23 protein-coding genes and 4 pseudogenes are annotated in these 17,061 nt (G+C 40.4%); all 27 read left to right on the top strand.

All coding sequences use genetic code 11. From position 1 onward, the window contains the following. Positions 1–15: 15 nt before the first annotated feature. The 27 genes and pseudogenes from K0036_RS07545 (at position 16) to K0036_RS07665 (ending at position 16,987) form a co-directional block, all read left to right on the top strand. Positions 16–489, top strand: a pseudogene (locus K0036_RS07545) (flavodoxin). Positions 490–511: 22 nt separating this feature from the next. Continuing rightward, complete coding sequence (locus K0036_RS07550; RefSeq protein ID WP_220431063.1) at positions 512–808, top strand: Dabb family protein; 297 nt, start codon at positions 512–514, stop codon at positions 806–808. 378 nt (positions 809–1,186) lie between these two features. Beyond that, positions 1,187–1,486 (top strand): sugar-binding domain-containing protein, encoded by a 300-nt coding sequence (locus K0036_RS19660; protein WP_227066531.1) that lies wholly within the window; start codon positions 1,187–1,189, stop codon positions 1,484–1,486. 251 nt (positions 1,487–1,737) lie between these two features. Further along, positions 1,738–2,598, top strand: a complete 861-nt coding sequence (locus tag K0036_RS07560) for an SDR family NAD(P)-dependent oxidoreductase (RefSeq protein ID WP_173693097.1) — start codon at positions 1,738–1,740, stop codon at positions 2,596–2,598. 32 nt (positions 2,599–2,630) lie between these two features. Then, positions 2,631–3,044, top strand: coding sequence for a DUF3795 domain-containing protein (locus K0036_RS07565; protein ID WP_173693098.1), 414 nt, complete (start codon positions 2,631–2,633; stop codon positions 3,042–3,044). Further along, positions 3,044–3,481, top strand: coding sequence for an iron chaperone (locus tag K0036_RS07570; RefSeq protein WP_330627262.1), 438 nt, complete (start codon positions 3,044–3,046; stop codon positions 3,479–3,481). The genes K0036_RS07565 and K0036_RS07570 overlap by 1 nt, the downstream gene beginning before the upstream one ends. Positions 3,482–3,507: 26 nt before the next feature. Next, on the top strand, positions 3,508–3,642 hold the full coding sequence (locus K0036_RS19065) for a hypothetical protein (RefSeq protein ID WP_259283407.1): 135 nt from the start codon (positions 3,508–3,510) through the stop codon (positions 3,640–3,642). A 118-nt stretch (positions 3,643–3,760) separates the two neighbouring features. Further along, positions 3,761–4,303, top strand: a complete 543-nt coding sequence (locus tag K0036_RS07575) for a dihydrofolate reductase family protein (RefSeq protein WP_220431064.1) — start codon at positions 3,761–3,763, stop codon at positions 4,301–4,303. Between the two features lie 27 nt (positions 4,304–4,330). Beyond that, positions 4,331–4,429, top strand: a pseudogene (locus K0036_RS19665) (GNAT family N-acetyltransferase); the annotation flags it as partial. A 67-nt stretch (positions 4,430–4,496) separates the two neighbouring features. Next, on the top strand, positions 4,497–4,697 hold the full coding sequence (locus K0036_RS07580; RefSeq protein WP_025643984.1) for a hypothetical protein: 201 nt from the start codon (positions 4,497–4,499) through the stop codon (positions 4,695–4,697). Between the two features lie 105 nt (positions 4,698–4,802). After that, a pseudogene (locus tag K0036_RS19565) lies at positions 4,803–5,000 on the top strand (hypothetical protein); the annotation flags it as partial. Positions 5,001–5,182: 182 nt separating this feature from the next. Next, complete coding sequence (locus K0036_RS07590; protein WP_025643980.1) at positions 5,183–5,677, top strand: GNAT family N-acetyltransferase; 495 nt, start codon at positions 5,183–5,185, stop codon at positions 5,675–5,677. A gap of 11 nt (positions 5,678–5,688) precedes the next feature. Beyond that, positions 5,689–5,892: a hypothetical protein gene (locus tag K0036_RS19350; RefSeq protein ID WP_220431065.1), complete on the top strand. Its 204-nt coding sequence runs from the start codon at positions 5,689–5,691 to the stop codon at positions 5,890–5,892. A gap of 328 nt (positions 5,893–6,220) precedes the next feature. Then, positions 6,221–6,994 (top strand): nitroreductase family protein, encoded by a 774-nt coding sequence (locus K0036_RS07600; RefSeq protein WP_220431066.1) that lies wholly within the window; start codon positions 6,221–6,223, stop codon positions 6,992–6,994. Between the two features lie 11 nt (positions 6,995–7,005). Further along, positions 7,006–7,356: an ArsR/SmtB family transcription factor gene (locus K0036_RS07605; protein WP_025643976.1), complete on the top strand. Its 351-nt coding sequence runs from the start codon at positions 7,006–7,008 to the stop codon at positions 7,354–7,356. Between the two features lie 14 nt (positions 7,357–7,370). Beyond that, positions 7,371–8,126 carry an EFR1 family ferrodoxin gene (locus K0036_RS07610; RefSeq protein ID WP_220431067.1) on the top strand — a complete coding sequence of 252 codons (756 nt, stop codon included), beginning with the start codon at positions 7,371–7,373 and terminating at the stop codon, positions 8,124–8,126. Positions 8,127–8,352: 226 nt separating this feature from the next. Continuing rightward, on the top strand, positions 8,353–8,640 hold the full coding sequence (locus K0036_RS07615; protein ID WP_220431068.1) for a hypothetical protein: 288 nt from the start codon (positions 8,353–8,355) through the stop codon (positions 8,638–8,640). 10 nt (positions 8,641–8,650) lie between these two features. Then, the gene (locus K0036_RS07620; RefSeq protein ID WP_025643970.1) at positions 8,651–9,118 is read left to right on the top strand and encodes a helix-turn-helix transcriptional regulator; all 468 of its coding nucleotides are present in this window, start codon (positions 8,651–8,653) and stop codon (positions 9,116–9,118) included. A gap of 164 nt (positions 9,119–9,282) precedes the next feature. After that, positions 9,283–9,748: pseudogene (locus tag K0036_RS19570) on the top strand (hypothetical protein). Positions 9,749–9,906: 158 nt separating this feature from the next. Then, a complete protein-coding gene (locus K0036_RS07630) occupies positions 9,907–10,062 on the top strand; it encodes a hypothetical protein (RefSeq protein ID WP_155854998.1) in 156 nt (51 codons plus the stop codon). 2 nt (positions 10,063–10,064) lie between these two features. Continuing rightward, the gene (locus tag K0036_RS07635; RefSeq protein ID WP_259283408.1) at positions 10,065–10,292 is read left to right on the top strand and encodes a hypothetical protein; all 228 of its coding nucleotides are present in this window, start codon (positions 10,065–10,067) and stop codon (positions 10,290–10,292) included. Positions 10,293–10,672: 380 nt separating this feature from the next. Beyond that, entirely contained in the window at positions 10,673–11,269 is a 597-nt protein-coding gene (locus tag K0036_RS07640; RefSeq protein ID WP_025643963.1) for a recombinase family protein, read from the top strand. A gap of 851 nt (positions 11,270–12,120) precedes the next feature. Next, complete coding sequence (locus K0036_RS07645; protein WP_025643959.1) at positions 12,121–13,248, top strand: zinc-dependent alcohol dehydrogenase; 1,128 nt, start codon at positions 12,121–12,123, stop codon at positions 13,246–13,248. 108 nt (positions 13,249–13,356) lie between these two features. Next, positions 13,357–13,902, top strand: coding sequence for a nitroreductase family protein (locus K0036_RS07650; protein ID WP_227035878.1), 546 nt, complete (start codon positions 13,357–13,359; stop codon positions 13,900–13,902). Positions 13,903–14,168: 266 nt separating this feature from the next. Beyond that, positions 14,169–14,522, top strand: coding sequence for a flavodoxin (locus tag K0036_RS07655; protein WP_220431069.1), 354 nt, complete (start codon positions 14,169–14,171; stop codon positions 14,520–14,522). A gap of 55 nt (positions 14,523–14,577) precedes the next feature. Beyond that, complete coding sequence (locus tag K0036_RS07660) at positions 14,578–15,654, top strand: ATP-binding cassette domain-containing protein (protein ID WP_220431070.1); 1,077 nt, start codon at positions 14,578–14,580, stop codon at positions 15,652–15,654. Continuing rightward, positions 15,644–16,987 (top strand): FtsX-like permease family protein, encoded by a 1,344-nt coding sequence (locus K0036_RS07665; protein WP_220431071.1) that lies wholly within the window; start codon positions 15,644–15,646, stop codon positions 16,985–16,987. The genes K0036_RS07660 and K0036_RS07665 overlap by 11 nt, the downstream gene beginning before the upstream one ends. Positions 16,988–17,061: the final 74 nt, after the last annotated feature.

The following is a 17,061-nucleotide window of genomic DNA, read 5'->3' on the forward strand; positions in this document are numbered from 1 at the left end:
ACGGAGGAATTCATGATGAGTAAGAAATTAGTAGCATATTTTTCAGCAAGTGCTGTGACTGCAAAGGTAGCAAAGACACTGGCATCTGCCATTGATGCAGATCTACATGAGATTTTGCCCGTGTAGAAATATACATCAGCAGATCTGGATTGGACAAACAAAAAGAGCCGCAGCAGTGTGGAAATGAATGATAAATCTTTCCGGCCGGCGATTGCAAATCAGGTTGAAAATATGGAGCAGTATGATGTGGTATATGTAGGATTCCCCATCTGGTGGTATGTGGCTCCCACAATTATCAACACTTTTTTGGAATCTTATAATCTGGAAGGAAAAGTAATTGTACCTTTTGCCACATCCGGAAGCAGCGGAATGGGAGGAACAAATGCAGACTTGAAAGATTCCTGCAAGGGTGCAGAGTTGAAGGAAGGCAGGCGTTTTTCTTCCAATGTTGGAGCAGGGGAACTGAAAGCCTGGGCAGAAAAAATTTAATGAAAAGACGGAGGAAAAATATATGGTCAGACATATTTTTATAGCCACAATCAAAGATGGTGTTTCAGAGGAAATCGTAAATCAGAAAATGGAAGAAATGAGAGCCATGAAGGACAGCGTTCCGGAAATTGAGAGCATTATGGTAGGCAGAAGCCTCGGATGGGTGGGTGCCGCGAATACTGTAACAATGGTAATTGACCTGAAAGACAGAAATGCTTTCGATACACTTATGGCAAGTCCGGCTCATATAGAAGTTGGAAACAAGGCGGCAGAGGCGTTTGAAACGGATAACTTTGTGATTTCTCAGATTGAATATTAAGGAAATTGCATATGAAGAATACAAAGTCTTTGATTTTTGGACAGGTTCCTGATTGTGGAGATGCGGCGGGGAAAGATGGGGATATGAAACAATTACACGAGTTGGCAGAGCGGCTGAAAGTATAAACATTATAATTGACAGAAAGATAGAATTCTGTAAAAGTAGAGGTACATAGTTTTGCTGGAATAAAGGTCTTGGCGGTTTTGTCTGCCAGGACTTTTGCTTTATAGGATGTAAAACTGGCAATACTCTATATACGTGGAAATTCATGGAAAGTGGTGTGTCATAACATTAGGGAGTGTATCAAAGCAGGCCGCTAACACGGTTTTTCGTTCCTGCTTATCGCACAAGATCTCTCGGTGATCCGTTATTCGTGTGATGAAGTTGGTGTCATGTTCCAGGGAAAAATTATATTTACAGGAAACGTTTTTTGCGGCAAGGTCGGCAAAAAATCAGGAATGGGTACTGGAATTTGAAGGCGTGTATAGTCAGGCGGAAATATTTTTGAATGGAGTTTTGGTCGGTACGAATACATATGCCTACAACAGCTTTTATATTCCTTTACAGAGGTTGCGCTATGGAGAAGAAAATGAAATTGCTGTTTCTGCTTCTGCTTCGGTGCATGCAGCTGGGGATTTCCATGGGGGATATGGAACTGCTGTCTATTGGGTTGATTAATGATATGTATGCGGAGAGCAGGAATGATGAGCGGAAGTACCGGGAACTGGCTACGCAGGAGGATATGGATAGGTTCTGATTTTCGTTGATGTGCCAGTCTCTTTTTGTTATACTTGTTGTTAGAAAGAGACTGGCGGGAATCAGCGGTAAGTATGAATTGACCAAGCGTAAAGCGAGGGATGTTTCTTGACCGTCAGGTCAAGAAGATGGGCTATACAACAGCTTTGAATTTGTAAGGGAGACAAGAAAAAATGATGAGTAATATGAATACAAAAGTATGGTTTGTAACTGGCGCAGGAAAAGGAATAGGAAAGGCTATTGTAAATGCGATTCTGAAAAATGGAGATTGTGTCATCGCAACAGCAAGAAATCCAGAAGAGATAAGTGTTCCGAGCGAGTATAAAAATAGAATTATGACCGAACAATTAGATGTTTCCTGCCCGGATGAAACAATCTATTCGGATGTTGTTCAAAAGGGGCTGGAGAGGTTTGGACAGATTGATTTTTTAGTCAACAATGCAGGGTTTGGCGGCATTACAAATTTTGAGGAAACCAGTGAGAAAATGATTCGAGATATGTTTGAAGTCAATGTATTTGGATTGATGCGGGTAACTAGGGCGATTTTGCCGATTATGCGTAGACAACGCAATGGTCATATTTTCAATATTGCTTCGGCGGCCGGTTATTCCGCTGGTCCGGTTCCATATCATACTTCAAAATTTGCAGTGACTGGATTTTCAACATCCCTTGCTTTTGAGGTCGCACCTTTTGGCATAAGAGTAACAAATGTTGCCCCCGGCCTATTCCGTACAAATTTTTATGATAAAGGACGATGGGAGATAGAACCTGACCTCCCAATTAATGACTATGATTCTTGTCGGTGGCAGACAGAATTTGTAGCCAATGCCCAGAAAAAAGAACAGCCTGGCAATCCTGATAAATTAGCGGAATTGTTAATTGAAGTTGCTTATTCAGAAAATCCTCCATTACATCTGGCAATTGGAGAGGATGCCCCGGCTGTCATTGATGCATACTGTGATAAACTGAAATCAGATACAGATATGTGGCGAGAAAAAGCGGTTAAAACAGGATTTTCAACAAATCCCAGTTAACAGGGCTGATAAGTTTGAAGGGGAGAAACATTATGAAAATGCCAAATGAAAAAATTGACACAATTATGTTTGCTCCTTGTGGAATGAATTGTTTCGTTTGCTATAAACATTGTTATCATAAAAGACCGTGCGCAGGCTGTTTAAATGGTGATATGGGCAAGCCGGAACATTGCCGTAAATGTAAAATAAAAGATTGTATAAAAGTCAAAGGATTGTCTTTTTGTTTTGAGTGTTCCGCATACCCATGTAAGCTGATAAAAAACCTTGAAAAGAGTTATAACAAGAGGTATCAGGCGAGCCTTATGGAAAACAGTGAATTTGTCCGTCAATATGGTTTGGAACTGTTTATGGAAGAACAGAAAGAAAAATATACTTGTCCGAAATGCGGCGGGATTATTTCTATTCATGATAGGGAATGTAGTGATTGTCAGGAAAAATTGGAGTAATGAATGTTTGGCAGGAGGTGGTTGAAATGTGGGTTTGCCCAAAATGCGGAAGAGAATTTAAAAACCAGAATCAGTCCCATTACTGTGGGAAAGCACCAATGACGATCGACCAATATATAGATGCACAGTCAGAGGAAAGTCAGCCATATCTGCTGGAAGTCCGAAAAGCGATACATGAAGCGATTCCCGAAGCACAGGAGCGTATTTCATGGAGTATGCCTACTTTTTGGAAAGGACATAACATCATTCATTTTGCCGCAAATAAAAAGCATATTGGTATATATGCAGGAGAAGAAGCAGTTATTGAATTTGCTGAAATGCTGAGATTATATAAAACAAGCAAAGGAACAATCCAAATTCCTTATAAGCAGCCTTTACCGCTGAATTTGATTTCGAAAATTGCTGTTTGGTGTTATGAAACAGGCAACCGCCCATAATCTAATAGAAAGAACTGAAGATTGGTGTGGAGTATTTTGATACGGAGTCGCTGGAGATGAAAAGGACGGAGATGTTTATTGAGGGGTATAAGGCGGGGCTGGTGAAAGATACGTCTTTTAAGGGGCTGTGGAAGGTGTCGTTTACGCTGCGGGAGTTTTGAGAAGCGGTTGCCGGAGGGCGTGTGGGCATGGTATACTTTGAGGAGAAAAATTAGAATTGACCGCCAGGTCAAGTAGATGGGCAATGCAACAGTTTTGAATTTAGGATGGTAATAGACTATGCGAAAAATTATTTTATTTATTGCGATGAGCCTTGATGGATATATTGCAGATTCAAACGGAGGAACTGAATGGCTGGGAGGGCAGATACCTGGAAAAAATGATATGGTATCTTATGAAGAATTTATCCGCGATGTTGATACTGTCATCATGGGGGCGAACACATATCGTCAACTTGTAACCGTGCTGTCCCCCGATGAATGGATATATCCCAATCTTGCCAGCTATATCATTACCCATTTTCCTGAGCAGTCCACAGACAACATCAAGTTTACCATGGAAGAACCCTCTCAGTTGGTAATGCGGTTGAAAGGAGAATCAGGGAAGAATATCTGGATCTGTGGAGGAGCAGACATTGTAAAGCAGTTGGTACGGGCAGATGTGATAGATCAATATTTTATTAACGTTATGCCCACGATTTTAGGCGGCGGCATTCGACTTTTTGACGGACTAGAAAAAGAAAGAAAACTAAAATTAATCAAGACTAAAAGCTATAATGGGATTACAGATCTGGTATATGAACGAAGGATAAATGCCAGGTGATGGAACTGAAAATTAGAATTTGTTTAAGCAGGTTTCCAATATGAGGGTACATTGAGAAGCAACGCCATCAAGAACGGTAAAGTTATTGACATGAAGATGTACTCACTACTGAATACAGAATTGTAACTTCCGGTTTGTGGCTAGAAAATCCCAGTTTGCATACAAAGAATAAAAAGTTACGGAGAAGAATCTTATGGATTATTCAACAGAAGAATTGATTGAAGCAAAGCGGCAGATTGATTCAACTCTGCATAAGTTGAGAGAGACCATAAAGACGTTTGAAGCAAAAGAAAATGCTTCCCGGTATAAATCCCAGATTACACTGGCAAAAAGGCGGGTAAGGGCTTTTGAAATTGCCAATCATTTGATTGAGGCTGAGATTGACAAGAAATAGAAAAAATGGTTTCCAGTGAATCACTTTCAACAGAATAGAATTATTTTAAGGCGTCAGTCAGAAATGATTGGTGCTTTTTGTGTGTCCGAAAAGGAGGTGCTGCTTTTGTATCCGGTGAGCGAGGCGTTCCTGCAGGCGGTGCAGGAGATCACCAGGAGGTATTACTGGACGGGGAGGATTACCACGAAGGCCGGGGTGGAGTATTCTTTTGAAAATAAGGATATCGTGAAAGGCTCCAGGTATGCTTCCAGCCAGTGCTGCGGGAGTACAGAGCTGGAACTTGGCACCGTGTATGTGGCGGAGGAGACTCATGTGCAGTTCTTTGGGCAGGTGGTGATAAATGTTGCTGCGGAGCAGGTCAGTAAGGCGGGTACTGCCGCCGGGAGTATTGTGATTCCGGTTCCTTCTATCTATTATGGACGGTTAACCTTAAGTGTAGTAAACTGGACTCAGAGAAAACATGTGGAGTTGTGGAGGTGAGCATAGTGGAAATCCGGTATATTACGCCTGCTGATGACAAAATGACAATCAGCAGGATATATGAAGAAAGTTGGAAATATGCATATAAAGGCATAATACCACAGGATTATCTTGAGTCGCTTCCAGAAGGCCGTTGGGTTGCAAATTTAGAAAACTCAAATTGGGGTACGCTGGTTTGTGTTGATAGTGGACGGATTGTGGGCACAAGTAGTTTTTGTGAATCACGTTTTAATCAGTTTAAAGGGTGGGGAGAAATTATTTCTATTTACCTATTGCCGGACTATATGGGCAGAGGTTTTGGTAAAGCCCTTTTTCATTCGGTTATTGACGAGTTGAAAAAAATGGGTTATAGAAATATTTTTTTGTGGGTTCTTGAAAAAAACCTGAGAGCAAGAAAATTTTACGAAAAAGAAGGATTTTCAATGTCTGATGATTATTTAGATGATAACATTGGCGGAAAAGATGTGCGTGAAATCAGATATATTTACAGAGAAGAATAGTCTGTAATTCATTGTGTGGAATAAAAACCGAATTTGTACCTGAAGGCATGACTGCCCCGCCTGAATCATTTATAAAACAGCCTGAATTACAGGTATATTTAACGGATTTCGGGAAGAAAAAAGATGATGTGGGTTTGATGGCGGAAATTCAGGAGCAAGATGGCAGCAGGGAGACGGGCAGCAGGGAGTTAAGAGAAAAAGGAATTATTGAATAAAAGGAATGAAAAGAAACAGTCAGATTATTTGGTTTGTTTCTTTTTTATTAAATCTCCCTCAGATAATTTAATATAAGTTTTACCTACTGCGAACTTTGCAATGGTAGAAGCATACTGGAATATAGGAAAGAGTATTGTGAAACAGAAAGATGGATATAAAAAGCAGAATATGGCAGCAGATTATTTCCAAATAGTCACGTAATGGGAAAGTTGTTATTAGTCTCTTAAAAAAATAAGTGTAATGGTAATGATTTTCTTTACCGATGTTGTTGTCAGAGCATATGGTTGATATAATGGTTAAAGAATTTTAACGAAAGGATTTATAAGTATGAAACAACATCAGATAGTGATCGATGTGAATAAATGTGTCGGGTGCGGTTTGTGCAGCAAGGTTTGTGTAGCACATAATCTTGAGATAAAGAATAAAAAAGCAGGTAAAGTAATGGATAGCTGCATAATGTGTGGACAATGCTCGGCTGTCTGTCCGAAAGAGGCAATTGCATTAGAGGGATTTGATGACTGTCAAATTGAAAAAACAGAGGATATTCGCCTTGATCCAGACGCTGTTTTGCATACAATCCGATTTCGCAGGAGTGTCCGTAATTTTAAAAAGACAAAAATTCCACAAGAAGTAGTTGACCAAATTTTAGAAGCGGGCAGGCTTACTCATACTGCCAAAAATATGCAGGATGTTTCTTTTGTCGTACTTGATAAAGAAAAAGACCGAATTGAAAAAATGGCGGTCAAAGTGTTCAAAGCAATTAAGCCGATAGCAGATTTGTTCAGTCCGATGGCAAGGAATAATAAAATCAATGACAGCTTTTTCTTTTTCAAAGCCCCTGTGATAATCGTTATATTGGCAAAAGATAAAACAAACGGTATTCTTGCAGCACAAAATATGGAGTTTGTTGCGGAGGCAAATGGTTTGGGTGTCTTATACAGCGGCTTTTTCACAATAGCAGCAAATATTTCACGGAAAATCAGAAAAGAAATTGGTATTCCGAAAGGGAAAAAGGCGGCTATGACATTGGTGTTTGGCTATCCGGATGTGAAGTATCTGCGTTCAACACCCCATAAAGGCTTAGAGGTCAGATATATGTAGGAGGCTTTGGAATGGAAAGGGAATGTGAAGAAAACTTAAAACAGATTATAGAAGGATTTCAGGAATGCAGAAATGCTTTTACTGCTCTTGGAGATGAAACAAGACAGCTGATACTGCTTAAGTTGCTGGAAAGTGATTTATCAGGTATCAGGGTAGGAGAAATCGCAAAGAAAACACATCTTACACGGCCCTCTGTTTCGCATCATCTTCAAATATTAAAGGAAGCGGGCATTGTTGCAATGCGCCGTGAGGGAACAAAAAATTATTATTATTTAAGTGTTGATGAAACTGTGTGGAACGATATTGCCGATTTGGTCAATGGAATTTATGAAAGTATACAACACATCAGTTCACAATCATAAAAGAGAGGAAATCTATGATATTATATTTTTCAGGAACAGGAAACAGCGAGTACGCTGCAAAGAGGATAGGAAAAGAAATAGATGATGAGGTAACAAATCTTTTTGAGAAAATCAGAACCAATGATTATTGTACAATGAAATCTGAACGACCATGGATTATTGTTGTTCCGACTTATGCGTGGAGAATACCGCATATCGTGAAGAAATGGCTGGAGAATACAGAACTTGAGGGAACCAAAGATATTTATTTTGTGATGACCTGTGGGGGAAGTATCGGAAATGCCGCGAAATATCTTGGAAAACTCTGTGTAAAAAAGAACATGAATTATTGTGGCTGTGCAGAAATTACGATGCCGGAGAATTATATTGCATTGTTTTCTACACCGACAGAAGAAGAGGCATTACAGATTATAGAGCAGGCGGAATGTGTAATAGAGCGCACCGCGCTTTGCATCAAAAATAAGGAGAAACTCTCTCAGTCAGAAATCTCTTTTAAAGATAAAATGAACAGCGGAATTATAAATAATCTGTTCTATCCGGTATTTGTACATGCAAAGAAATTTTACGCGACAGATGACTGCATTTCCTGTGGTAAATGCGTCAATGTATGTCCGCTTAACAATGTTCGTATCGAAAGCGGAAAGCCTGTATGGGGAGATCATTGTACACACTGTATGGCATGTATCTGTCGCTGCCCGAAAGAAGCGATTGAATATGGAAAGCATAGCCATGGTTTAAATCGTTATACCTGCAAAAAAGAAGTCCGGTAAAAGGCTTGAAGTCACAAATTGTGTTTTCAAAATAGAAAAGTTGTTGTTGCAGAATTTTAAAAATGGTACATATACGCTTTCTGCTTATCTGATAGTACAGTTGGGAAAGAACTTTGCAGATGTTTTGCTGTTTATAGCACTCGTTGCGCTGCTTACGGCACTCGTTGCGTGACTCTAGCAGATAGACTTCCTAAAATGAAATCATAAAATAAAGGAGGTTCTATTTATGTTGAAATCTATGGGAAAAAGTAAGATGTGTATCTTTTGGATGGTTACCTTTGGACTGATGGGACTAACGGGAGTGTTACTAGCTCCAGTTGTAATGTACATTATAAAAGTATCAAAGCGCTATCCAAAAGCATTTGGATGGATCACCACTGCTGCATTTGTTGTTATATGCATATTATATATGTATGGATTTTTATATAGGCAGGAATGGAATGTGAGTTTTGTTCCAATATGTATTTGCATGGTTATGGCTATTGGCAGAGTTCTAAATAGCAATATTAGATAGTGGAGGAGATATGGAAATTTCAGAAGTGATAAAAGAGGCCAGAATAAAAAAGGGAATGACGCAGCAGCAACTGGCAGATGCTGTATATGTTACCAGGCAGACTATTTCAAAATGGGAGTTGGGAAAAAGTATCCCTGATGAAGCATCATTAAGTCTGTTGTACCAATGTTTGGAGATTGACAATGAAGAGAAAAAAATATTAAAGAAACTTGCCATTAATAAGCAGAACGCATTTTTACTTATTATCGCTATTGTATTTTCTCCGGCGGTAATAGGAATTCGCTATTGTTTATTTAAAATGGGGAAACTTGAAGATCAAAGATTCAAGATTTGGATTCAAAGTGTTGGATTCGTTCTGTTTGCTTTTTACTTGAGAACTTTGAAAGATAATATAGCTTATATTTTCGTTTCTATAACTGCAATTTGTTATTTGGCTTATCAATATTATATGCTTAGTCTGGACAGAGCAACGGAATAATGAGGACGTAGAAATCCTAGTTATAAAAATGCTAAGTTGGAGCGTTTGTCAGAGAAGGGCAGGCGCTTTGAGAATTGGTTGCTGGATGGAACGAGGGCATGGTATACTTTGAAGAGAAAACTTAGAATTTGCAACAAAGATTATTTATATTGGAGGAATTACCAATGCAAAATTTTTTTGAGGCATTAGCAAGTGAATGTAAAAACACAGCATTACCCGAAGAGTTTAATTATTTTGAAAAACTTATTGGCAGTTGGGCAATAGACTATATAGAGAGTAACAATTCCATTTCAATTAAGGGCGAATGGCATTTCTCATGGGTCCTTGAAGGAATGGCTATTCAAGATGTTATTATTTATTCTGCCTGATTATGAATATGGAACATCGCTGCGTATCTATAATCCTGACACACACGCATGGGATGTGGCTTATGGTTATACTGGAAAAATAATACGACTTGAAGCAAAAAAACAAGATGACATGATAATGCTCACCTTCGTCAATGATGAAAGAAGAAAGTGGGTTTTTACTAATATAGAGAATAATCGTTTTCATTGGGAAAACATTACTGTAAAAGATGATGGAGAATGGGGTATAAATGCAGAAATATATGCTGAACGTATCATATAACCACAGTTCATGTTAATGCGTTTGACATTATTATTTACAAGGTATCTAGTAATGAGTTTAGTATACCATGTGCATGTGAGAACTCTCTGTATAAAAGAATATCAAAATATTATTCGGAGCAACATATGTGACAACAGTACTTGGCAGATCTAAATATTATGCCCAAAGACGAAGTCCTTGAAAAAGATCAATTGGTTGGGGCATCTAATAAGGGAACAATGGTAATTGACCTGAAAGATAAGAATGCTTTTGATACGCTTATGGCAAGCCCGGCTCATGTGGAAACTATGGCGAATTTGAATCTGGGGAGGTAGTTATGCTTATCAATTATAATGAGATGACGGAAAGAACAGTACCAGGAATGAACGGTGGAACAGGAGAAATGTCAGCCAAGATGTTTATGGATGAACAAGGGAAAATCATCCCTTGCCGCATTCATGTTGGAGGTTCCATAGGCTTACATAGGCATGAAACAAGTGATGACATCAACTATACTTACAGTTGTCGTAGAGCGATAATCCCAGGTTATTGGAATAAAAATTGAGATTGTAAAGGGGACGAATTTATGTTTTACCGAAATGATGAACGGGATGATTATTGGCATATGGGTGCAGGGACATTAATTAAAAGTGGCCAGCCGGATGACGGTGTGATTTCCGGGAGTAAGGAACTGTTTAGACAGCGGTTCCTGCTCCCGGATTTTTGCAATTCAGAGGATTGTTAAAAGGATTGTCTTGATTGGTAGATAGAATATAAACCGAAAGGGCATTGAAGATGTGTGCCACAAGGATGGTAATACTGAATAATGAATGTGAGGGGAACCTCGTGTAAAGTTTATTCCTTATTTTGTTTGAAGGCAAATTCCTTTTAAAATTGTGTTGATGGTAAATACTATCTTTAAACACAATAAGGAGGCTTTTCATTATGGAAAACAAGACTTATGGATATGTTCGCGTATCCACCAAAGAGCAAAACGAGGATCGCCAGTTGATTGCCCTTCAAGAATTTCCTGTTTTAGAGAAATGCATTTATATGGATAAACTCAGCGGGAAAGATTTTAACAGACCACAATATCAGAAACTTCTGAAAAAAATGAGGCCCGGCGATCTATTGGTAGTAAAATCCATTGATCGGCTGGGCCGTAATTATGAGGAAATTCTACTGCAATGGAGGATGATTACCAAGGAGAAGCAGGTGGATGTTGTGGTGTTGGATATGCCGCTTTTGGATACTAGAAAATCTGGCAATGATTTGACCGGCACTTTTGTGGCTGATCTGGTACTGCAAATTCTGTCCTACGTGGCGCAGACAGAACGCGAAAACATTCATCAAAGGCAGATGGAAGGGATCGCGGCAGCTAGATTACGGGGTGTACAGTTTGGGAGACCAAGAAAGCCGGTTCCAGAATTGTTCTGGCAGTTAAAAGAGGAGTGGAAAGATAAAAAAATCACATCGCGGGAGGCTGCCAGACAGTTATCTATCTCGCAGGATACCTTTCTAAGATGGGCGCACGGAAAATAAAATGGTAATTTAGCCATGGAAATGTAGGAAATATCGGTCGTTCCTTTTACATAGAATTTGGATGTTTTTCACGCCTTTTTAGGCCAATAGGCGCAAATTTATACCCAGAATTATTATAACATACCGGAACGATAAAGTCTGATTTATCGTTCTTCGTAAAGCCTGTGAAATGTGAAGTTAATTTAGTACAGCAGGTGCAGAATTTTCGGTTGTCTGGGGGACATTCGGTTAATCTTGGTGAAAACTTTGGCATATTCAGTGCCGAACTAAGAATCATCACTTATTCTCAAATATCACTGTACCCAAAAACCAGATTTGGGGGGAAAACAGTGAAATGAGTTAGCGACGAAAGGTAAAGGAAGAGAGGTAGGACATGGAACTGTTAGAATATCTGCGCATTCAAACAGACTGCATATATATCTCTGATCTGAGAGGGAGCAAACGATACCATTCAATCTGCAACGCACTCTATAGGATTGATGCTCAGCAGTATAGTTTACAAGAATGGAATGATGCTTTAAGTTATATCACAAGCAAATCTGTTTCTTTCTCAAATCAAGATGAGGTCATAGAATATTTATCAAGAAAAACTAGTAATGAGTTATTTCAAAAATGAATATTGAAATGAGTAAAAAGTAGATAATAAATTATAATGCAGAGGGCAAGAGTGTCTGAAAATAGAGCGTTTTGCAAAGCGAGATGGGGCGAAAGATCAGTGGAATATCAGTGGAATAAGGGGAGTTATGTCTGATTTTCCCTATTTTTTAAACCACGGGTAGGAAATAAAATCTTTGGCATAGATCTGCTTCATCTACAAATAATACCTCTAAACAAGATCAGGAGGTATTACAATGAAAGCTATCGTATTTGACGGATTGCAGAAAGTTGAATGCAGGAAAGTGGAAGATCCAAGGATAGAAAAAGAGGATGATATTATCGTGAAGGTTACTTCCACGGCTATTTGCGGATCGGATTTACATTTAGTGCATGGCCTCGTAAAGGGGATGTATGACGGATACGTTTTAGGCCACGAGACAATGGGAATAGTCGTAGATGCCGGAAAGGAAGTTCGGAATCTAAAGAAAGGCGACCGGGTTGTTATTCCGTTTCCCGTCGCATGCGGACATTGCGAATTCTGCGACAGAGGCGAATACAGTCAGTGCGACAATTCCAATGATTATGCGGAATCGGGCGGATTATTGGGCTATAGTAAATATCACGGCAATTACGCGGGAGGACAGGCCGAATATATCAGGGTGCCATATGCGAATATCGGACCGAAGAAGGTGCCGGAGGGACTGACAGATGAGCAGGTTCTATTTGTTACAGACGTCCTGCCCACATCCTATTGGGGTACGGAGATTGCAAACGTAAAAGCAGGAGACACCGTTGTTGTATTAGGCTGCGGGCCGGTGGGATTGATGACGATCAAGTGGTGTATCCAAAAAGGCGCAGGCCGCATTATCGCCGTTGATAGGGTTGGGTATCGTCTGAGGCATGCAAGAGGCTATGGCGTGGAAGTCTTGAATTTTGAAGAGTATGAACAGGTAGGGGAACACATCAAGGAAATTACGCATGGAGGAGCCCACTGCGTAATTGACTGCGTAGGGCTGGATGGGAAAACCTCGGTTATGGAAAAGATTGAAACTGCGCTCAAATTACAGGGAGGGTCAAAATCAGCGATAGAGACAGCGTCCCAATGTATCAGAAAAACCGGTACAGTGGCGTTGGTCGGAGTATATGGCAATAAATATAATAATTTCCCTCTTGGAAACTTCTTTTCCAAGAATATCTCTTTAAAAATGGGACAGTGTCCGGCAACCAGATACGTTGATTTGATGTTACAGAAGATTCAAAAAGGTGAATTTGACGCGACAGATATCATAACCCATACGCTTTCATTAGAAGAAGGAAGTCACGCTTACAGTATTTTTGATAAAAAAGAGGATAACTGTATTAAAGTGATTTTAAAGCCATAATAAAAGACGCTTAATCTAGCTGGGCTGAAAGTTTTTTGTAAACTTTCAGCCCTTTGGCAATCGATGTGGTATGATATAGTAAAAAGCGAGCGTAAAGGAGTGAGCAGCATGAATTTTGAAAATTTGCAGGCGGCAAGAGAGAGTTGCAGGATTTATAGTGATAAAAAGGTTTCGCGGGAGACACTGACCCATTTGGTTGATGTGGCGCGTATGGCTCCAAGCGGCTGTAATTCGCAGCCATGGCATTTTATTATCGTGGATGAGCCAAAGGCACATGCCAAGGTGGTGGAGGCGCTGGATGACCATGGCCTGACTGGCTGTCCGTGGGGAGCAAAGGTGCCGGCCTTTATCTTGATCTGCGAGGAAGAGGCACATCTAAAGCCTGGGGTTGCGGAGCATTACGGCTCCCAGCATTTTGCGCAGATGGATATTGGCATGGCAGCGATGGGGCTGTGCTATGAAGCCACAGCGTTAGGATTAGGAACCTGTATGATTGGTACGATGAATCAGGAAAAACTGCACCAGGCATTTGAGATTCCAGAAGAGAGAATCGTACGATTAATCATTACGGTAGGGTATCCGGCTAAGAAAAGCGAGCCACGCAAAAAAGCAAGGAAGGATCTGGAGGAGATCGTAAGCTATAATCATTGGTAAAGAGGAATCTTTTTAGTTTCCTGAAATAAAAGGCCTTGGCGATTTTAACTGCCAGGGCCTTTCCCATCCGATCGCCGCATCAGACGGGCCTAATCGATTAAATGCTGCAACAATATAGGTGATGAAAACTGAGACGAAATCGTGTGTATTGTGTTATAATCAGATAAGCATCTAATGGCGCGGACGAAAAATCGAAAGTCTATCGAATGAAGCAGGAGGAATAGAACTATGAGAGAAATATTAGTAGCATATTTGATCTTGACTGGATGAATAAAAAAAGCCGGAGCAGTGTGGAGATGAATGATAAGTCATTCAGACCGGCGGTTGCTAATAAACTGGAAGATACAGAAAATATCAAAATTCTGATTCTTGCTTTTCCCATCTGGTGGTACGTTGCTCCGACAATTATTAATACGTTTTTGGAACAGTATGATTGGAATGATAAGATTATTATTCCAGTGGCAACGTCTGGAAGCAGCGGAATGGGTAATACCAACGCTGAATTGGAGTCCTCCTGTCCAGGAGCAATATTAAAGGATGGCAAGAGATTTGATGTCAACGTGAGTGAGAAAGAAATTAAAGCATGGTTTACGAAGGAGAAGCAACTCTACCGCTGGTAGGTGTTCCTTTTATATGGCCAATCTATAATAAAACAAAAAGGGAGTCGATAGACGAATGGATCAGATTAAAATCGGAAGGTTCATAGCTTCCCGGAGAAAAGGCCATGGATGGACACAGAGTCAGTTGGCAGAAAAATTAGGCATTACGGATAAGGCGGTGTCAAAATGGGAGACCGGAAGGTCGCTTCCGGACTTATCTTTGTTCACCCCTCTATGTGAGTTGTTTGAAATCACTTTGAATGAGTTGCTCCTGGGAGAATTGATACCGGACGACTGCATAAAAGAAAAATCAGAACAGGTATTGTTTGAGGTTATTTCCAGTTTATTAGGAAATGAAAAGGGGCATGTTCCTGAACTGGAGGGCCAGGACACGGTTCTGCTGCTGGAAAATGTGACAAAAGTATATGATTCCGGCGGCATATCCACAGTTGCAGTAAATAACATAAGCCTGGAAGTGGCAAAAGGAAGTTTTATCGGGATCATGGGGGCATCTGGTTCCGGAAAGTCAACTTTACTGAATATGATTGCTACGATTGACTGGCCAGATAGAGGAACGATTAAGATTGATGGGCAGGATATATCGGATTTAACGGAAAGTTCTCTGGCGGATTTTCGACGCCAGCATCTGGGCTTCATCTTTCAGGAGTATAATCTGTTAGATACACTGACCATTGAGGAAAATATCGCTTTGGCTTTGACGATAAAAGAAGAGGCAAAAGAGAAGATCAAGGATACGGTTCATTCACTGGCGGCGGATCTTGCTATAACAGAGGTACTCCATAAGTTCCCCTATGAAGTTTCCGGCGGACAGCGGCAGCGGTGTGCCTGTGCCAGGGCGTTTGTTACCAATCCCAGCCTGATTCTGGCGGATGAGCCTACCGGTGCTTTGGACAGTTATAGTGCCAGGCAGTTGTTGGAAACACTGGTGATGTTACGGCGGGACTATCATGCCACCATCTTAATGGTGACTCATGATGCCTTTTCTGCCAGTTATTGCGACCGGATTTTCTTTTTGAAAGATGGTGAGCTTAAGGATTCTTTAGACAGAAGGGAAAAGGACAAACAGAATTTTTTTGCGGACATACTGGATGTCATGGCGAAACTCACGGAGGAGGCGGGTCATGTATCTTAAATTAGCGGTTCGGAATGCCCGACGTTCCGTGATGGATTATCTCCTGTACATGGTGACTATGATTGTGCTGCTTTCCATTATCTATATCAGCAATTGTATTGCCCTGTGGGGCAATATACAGGCAAAATTCCAGACAGCCTCTTTACCATTGCTGATTGTGCTGATTATGGTATTTTTGATGTCATACATTAACAATTTTATGATAAAGCAGCGTGCGAAAGAATTTGCGACTTATCTGCTGCTGGGAATGAAAAAAGAGAAGCTGGCTGCTATGTTTGCCTGTGAGATTGCAGTTATCGGACTGATCTGTTTTGCTGCAGGCATTCTGCTTGGGATTTTGTCTTATGATTTTTGTTTCTGCTATCTGGGAGGCCTTGGAGATGAGGGTTTTTCTGCAGAAATTATAGGAAAAAGCATCTTATACTCTTTTGGATATTTTTGTATCATCGAACTGCTCTCCATGTTCCGTATGAGGCAGACGGTCTACAAGTTACAAATCTCCCAACTGATGAAGGAGCAACGCCGCAACCAGCCTTTAAATATAAGAAGAAAGACATTCTGGCTGTGCCTGTTTGCGGTAAGCATCAGCGCCTCGTGGATCATGGTTTGTGGAATTGTATTCCTGCCGGATGATATTGGTTACCCATTCATTTCTATTATCAGTATACCAATCATAGGTTGTGTCCTTGCATTTTATAAATGGCTGTATGCGGTATTATCTTCCATAAGGATAAAATCGCCAGCCGGCCTGTATGAAGGGAATCGTCTATACTGGATCGCGGAAATGACTTCCGGGGCAAAAACCAGCGCAGCCCTGAACTCCATATTCAGCCTGTGCCTGTTGTCTGCCGCTTCATCTTTCCTGTTTGGAGCAATCTTATTGCGTGGGGATATCCGTGTGTTTTCAGAAACTGCACAGAAGTGGATGGCATTTTTGCAGGTGAGCATCTGTATTATTTTTATGGTGATATACTTTTCCATCTTGTCGCTGCTGCAGATTGTAGAGTGGAGGCGTCAGGGAAAGGATATCAAGGTGTTGCGCTATATGGGCAAAACCCAGAATGCATTAAAAAGACTGATGAGAGATCAGATCCTGGTAAAACTTTTCATTCCCACAATTATGTGTTTTGTTTTGATTTTTAGTATGGCGCCGGCTGTGAATCTTAGGGTGAATCGTTTATGTTCTGCGGCTATGCCAAATTTGTTGTTAAAATCTGTGGGGGCTTTCACTTTGTGCTTTATCGTATTGTATCTTTGCTACTTCTATATAACGTATTTCATGAGCAGGCGTTATATAAAAGGGCTGGAATCCAACAAGAAACTGGAGCCCTGAAGTTTCTATATCATTTATGAAATCGTAAATCTAAGGTTGTAAGGCTGATAAATTAGAATTTATCGAGGTACATT

Origin of the sequence: [Clostridium] scindens, assembly GCF_019597925.1 — a bacterium.
In the GTDB taxonomy this organism is placed as follows: domain Bacteria; phylum Bacillota; class Clostridia; order Lachnospirales; family Lachnospiraceae; genus Clostridium_AP.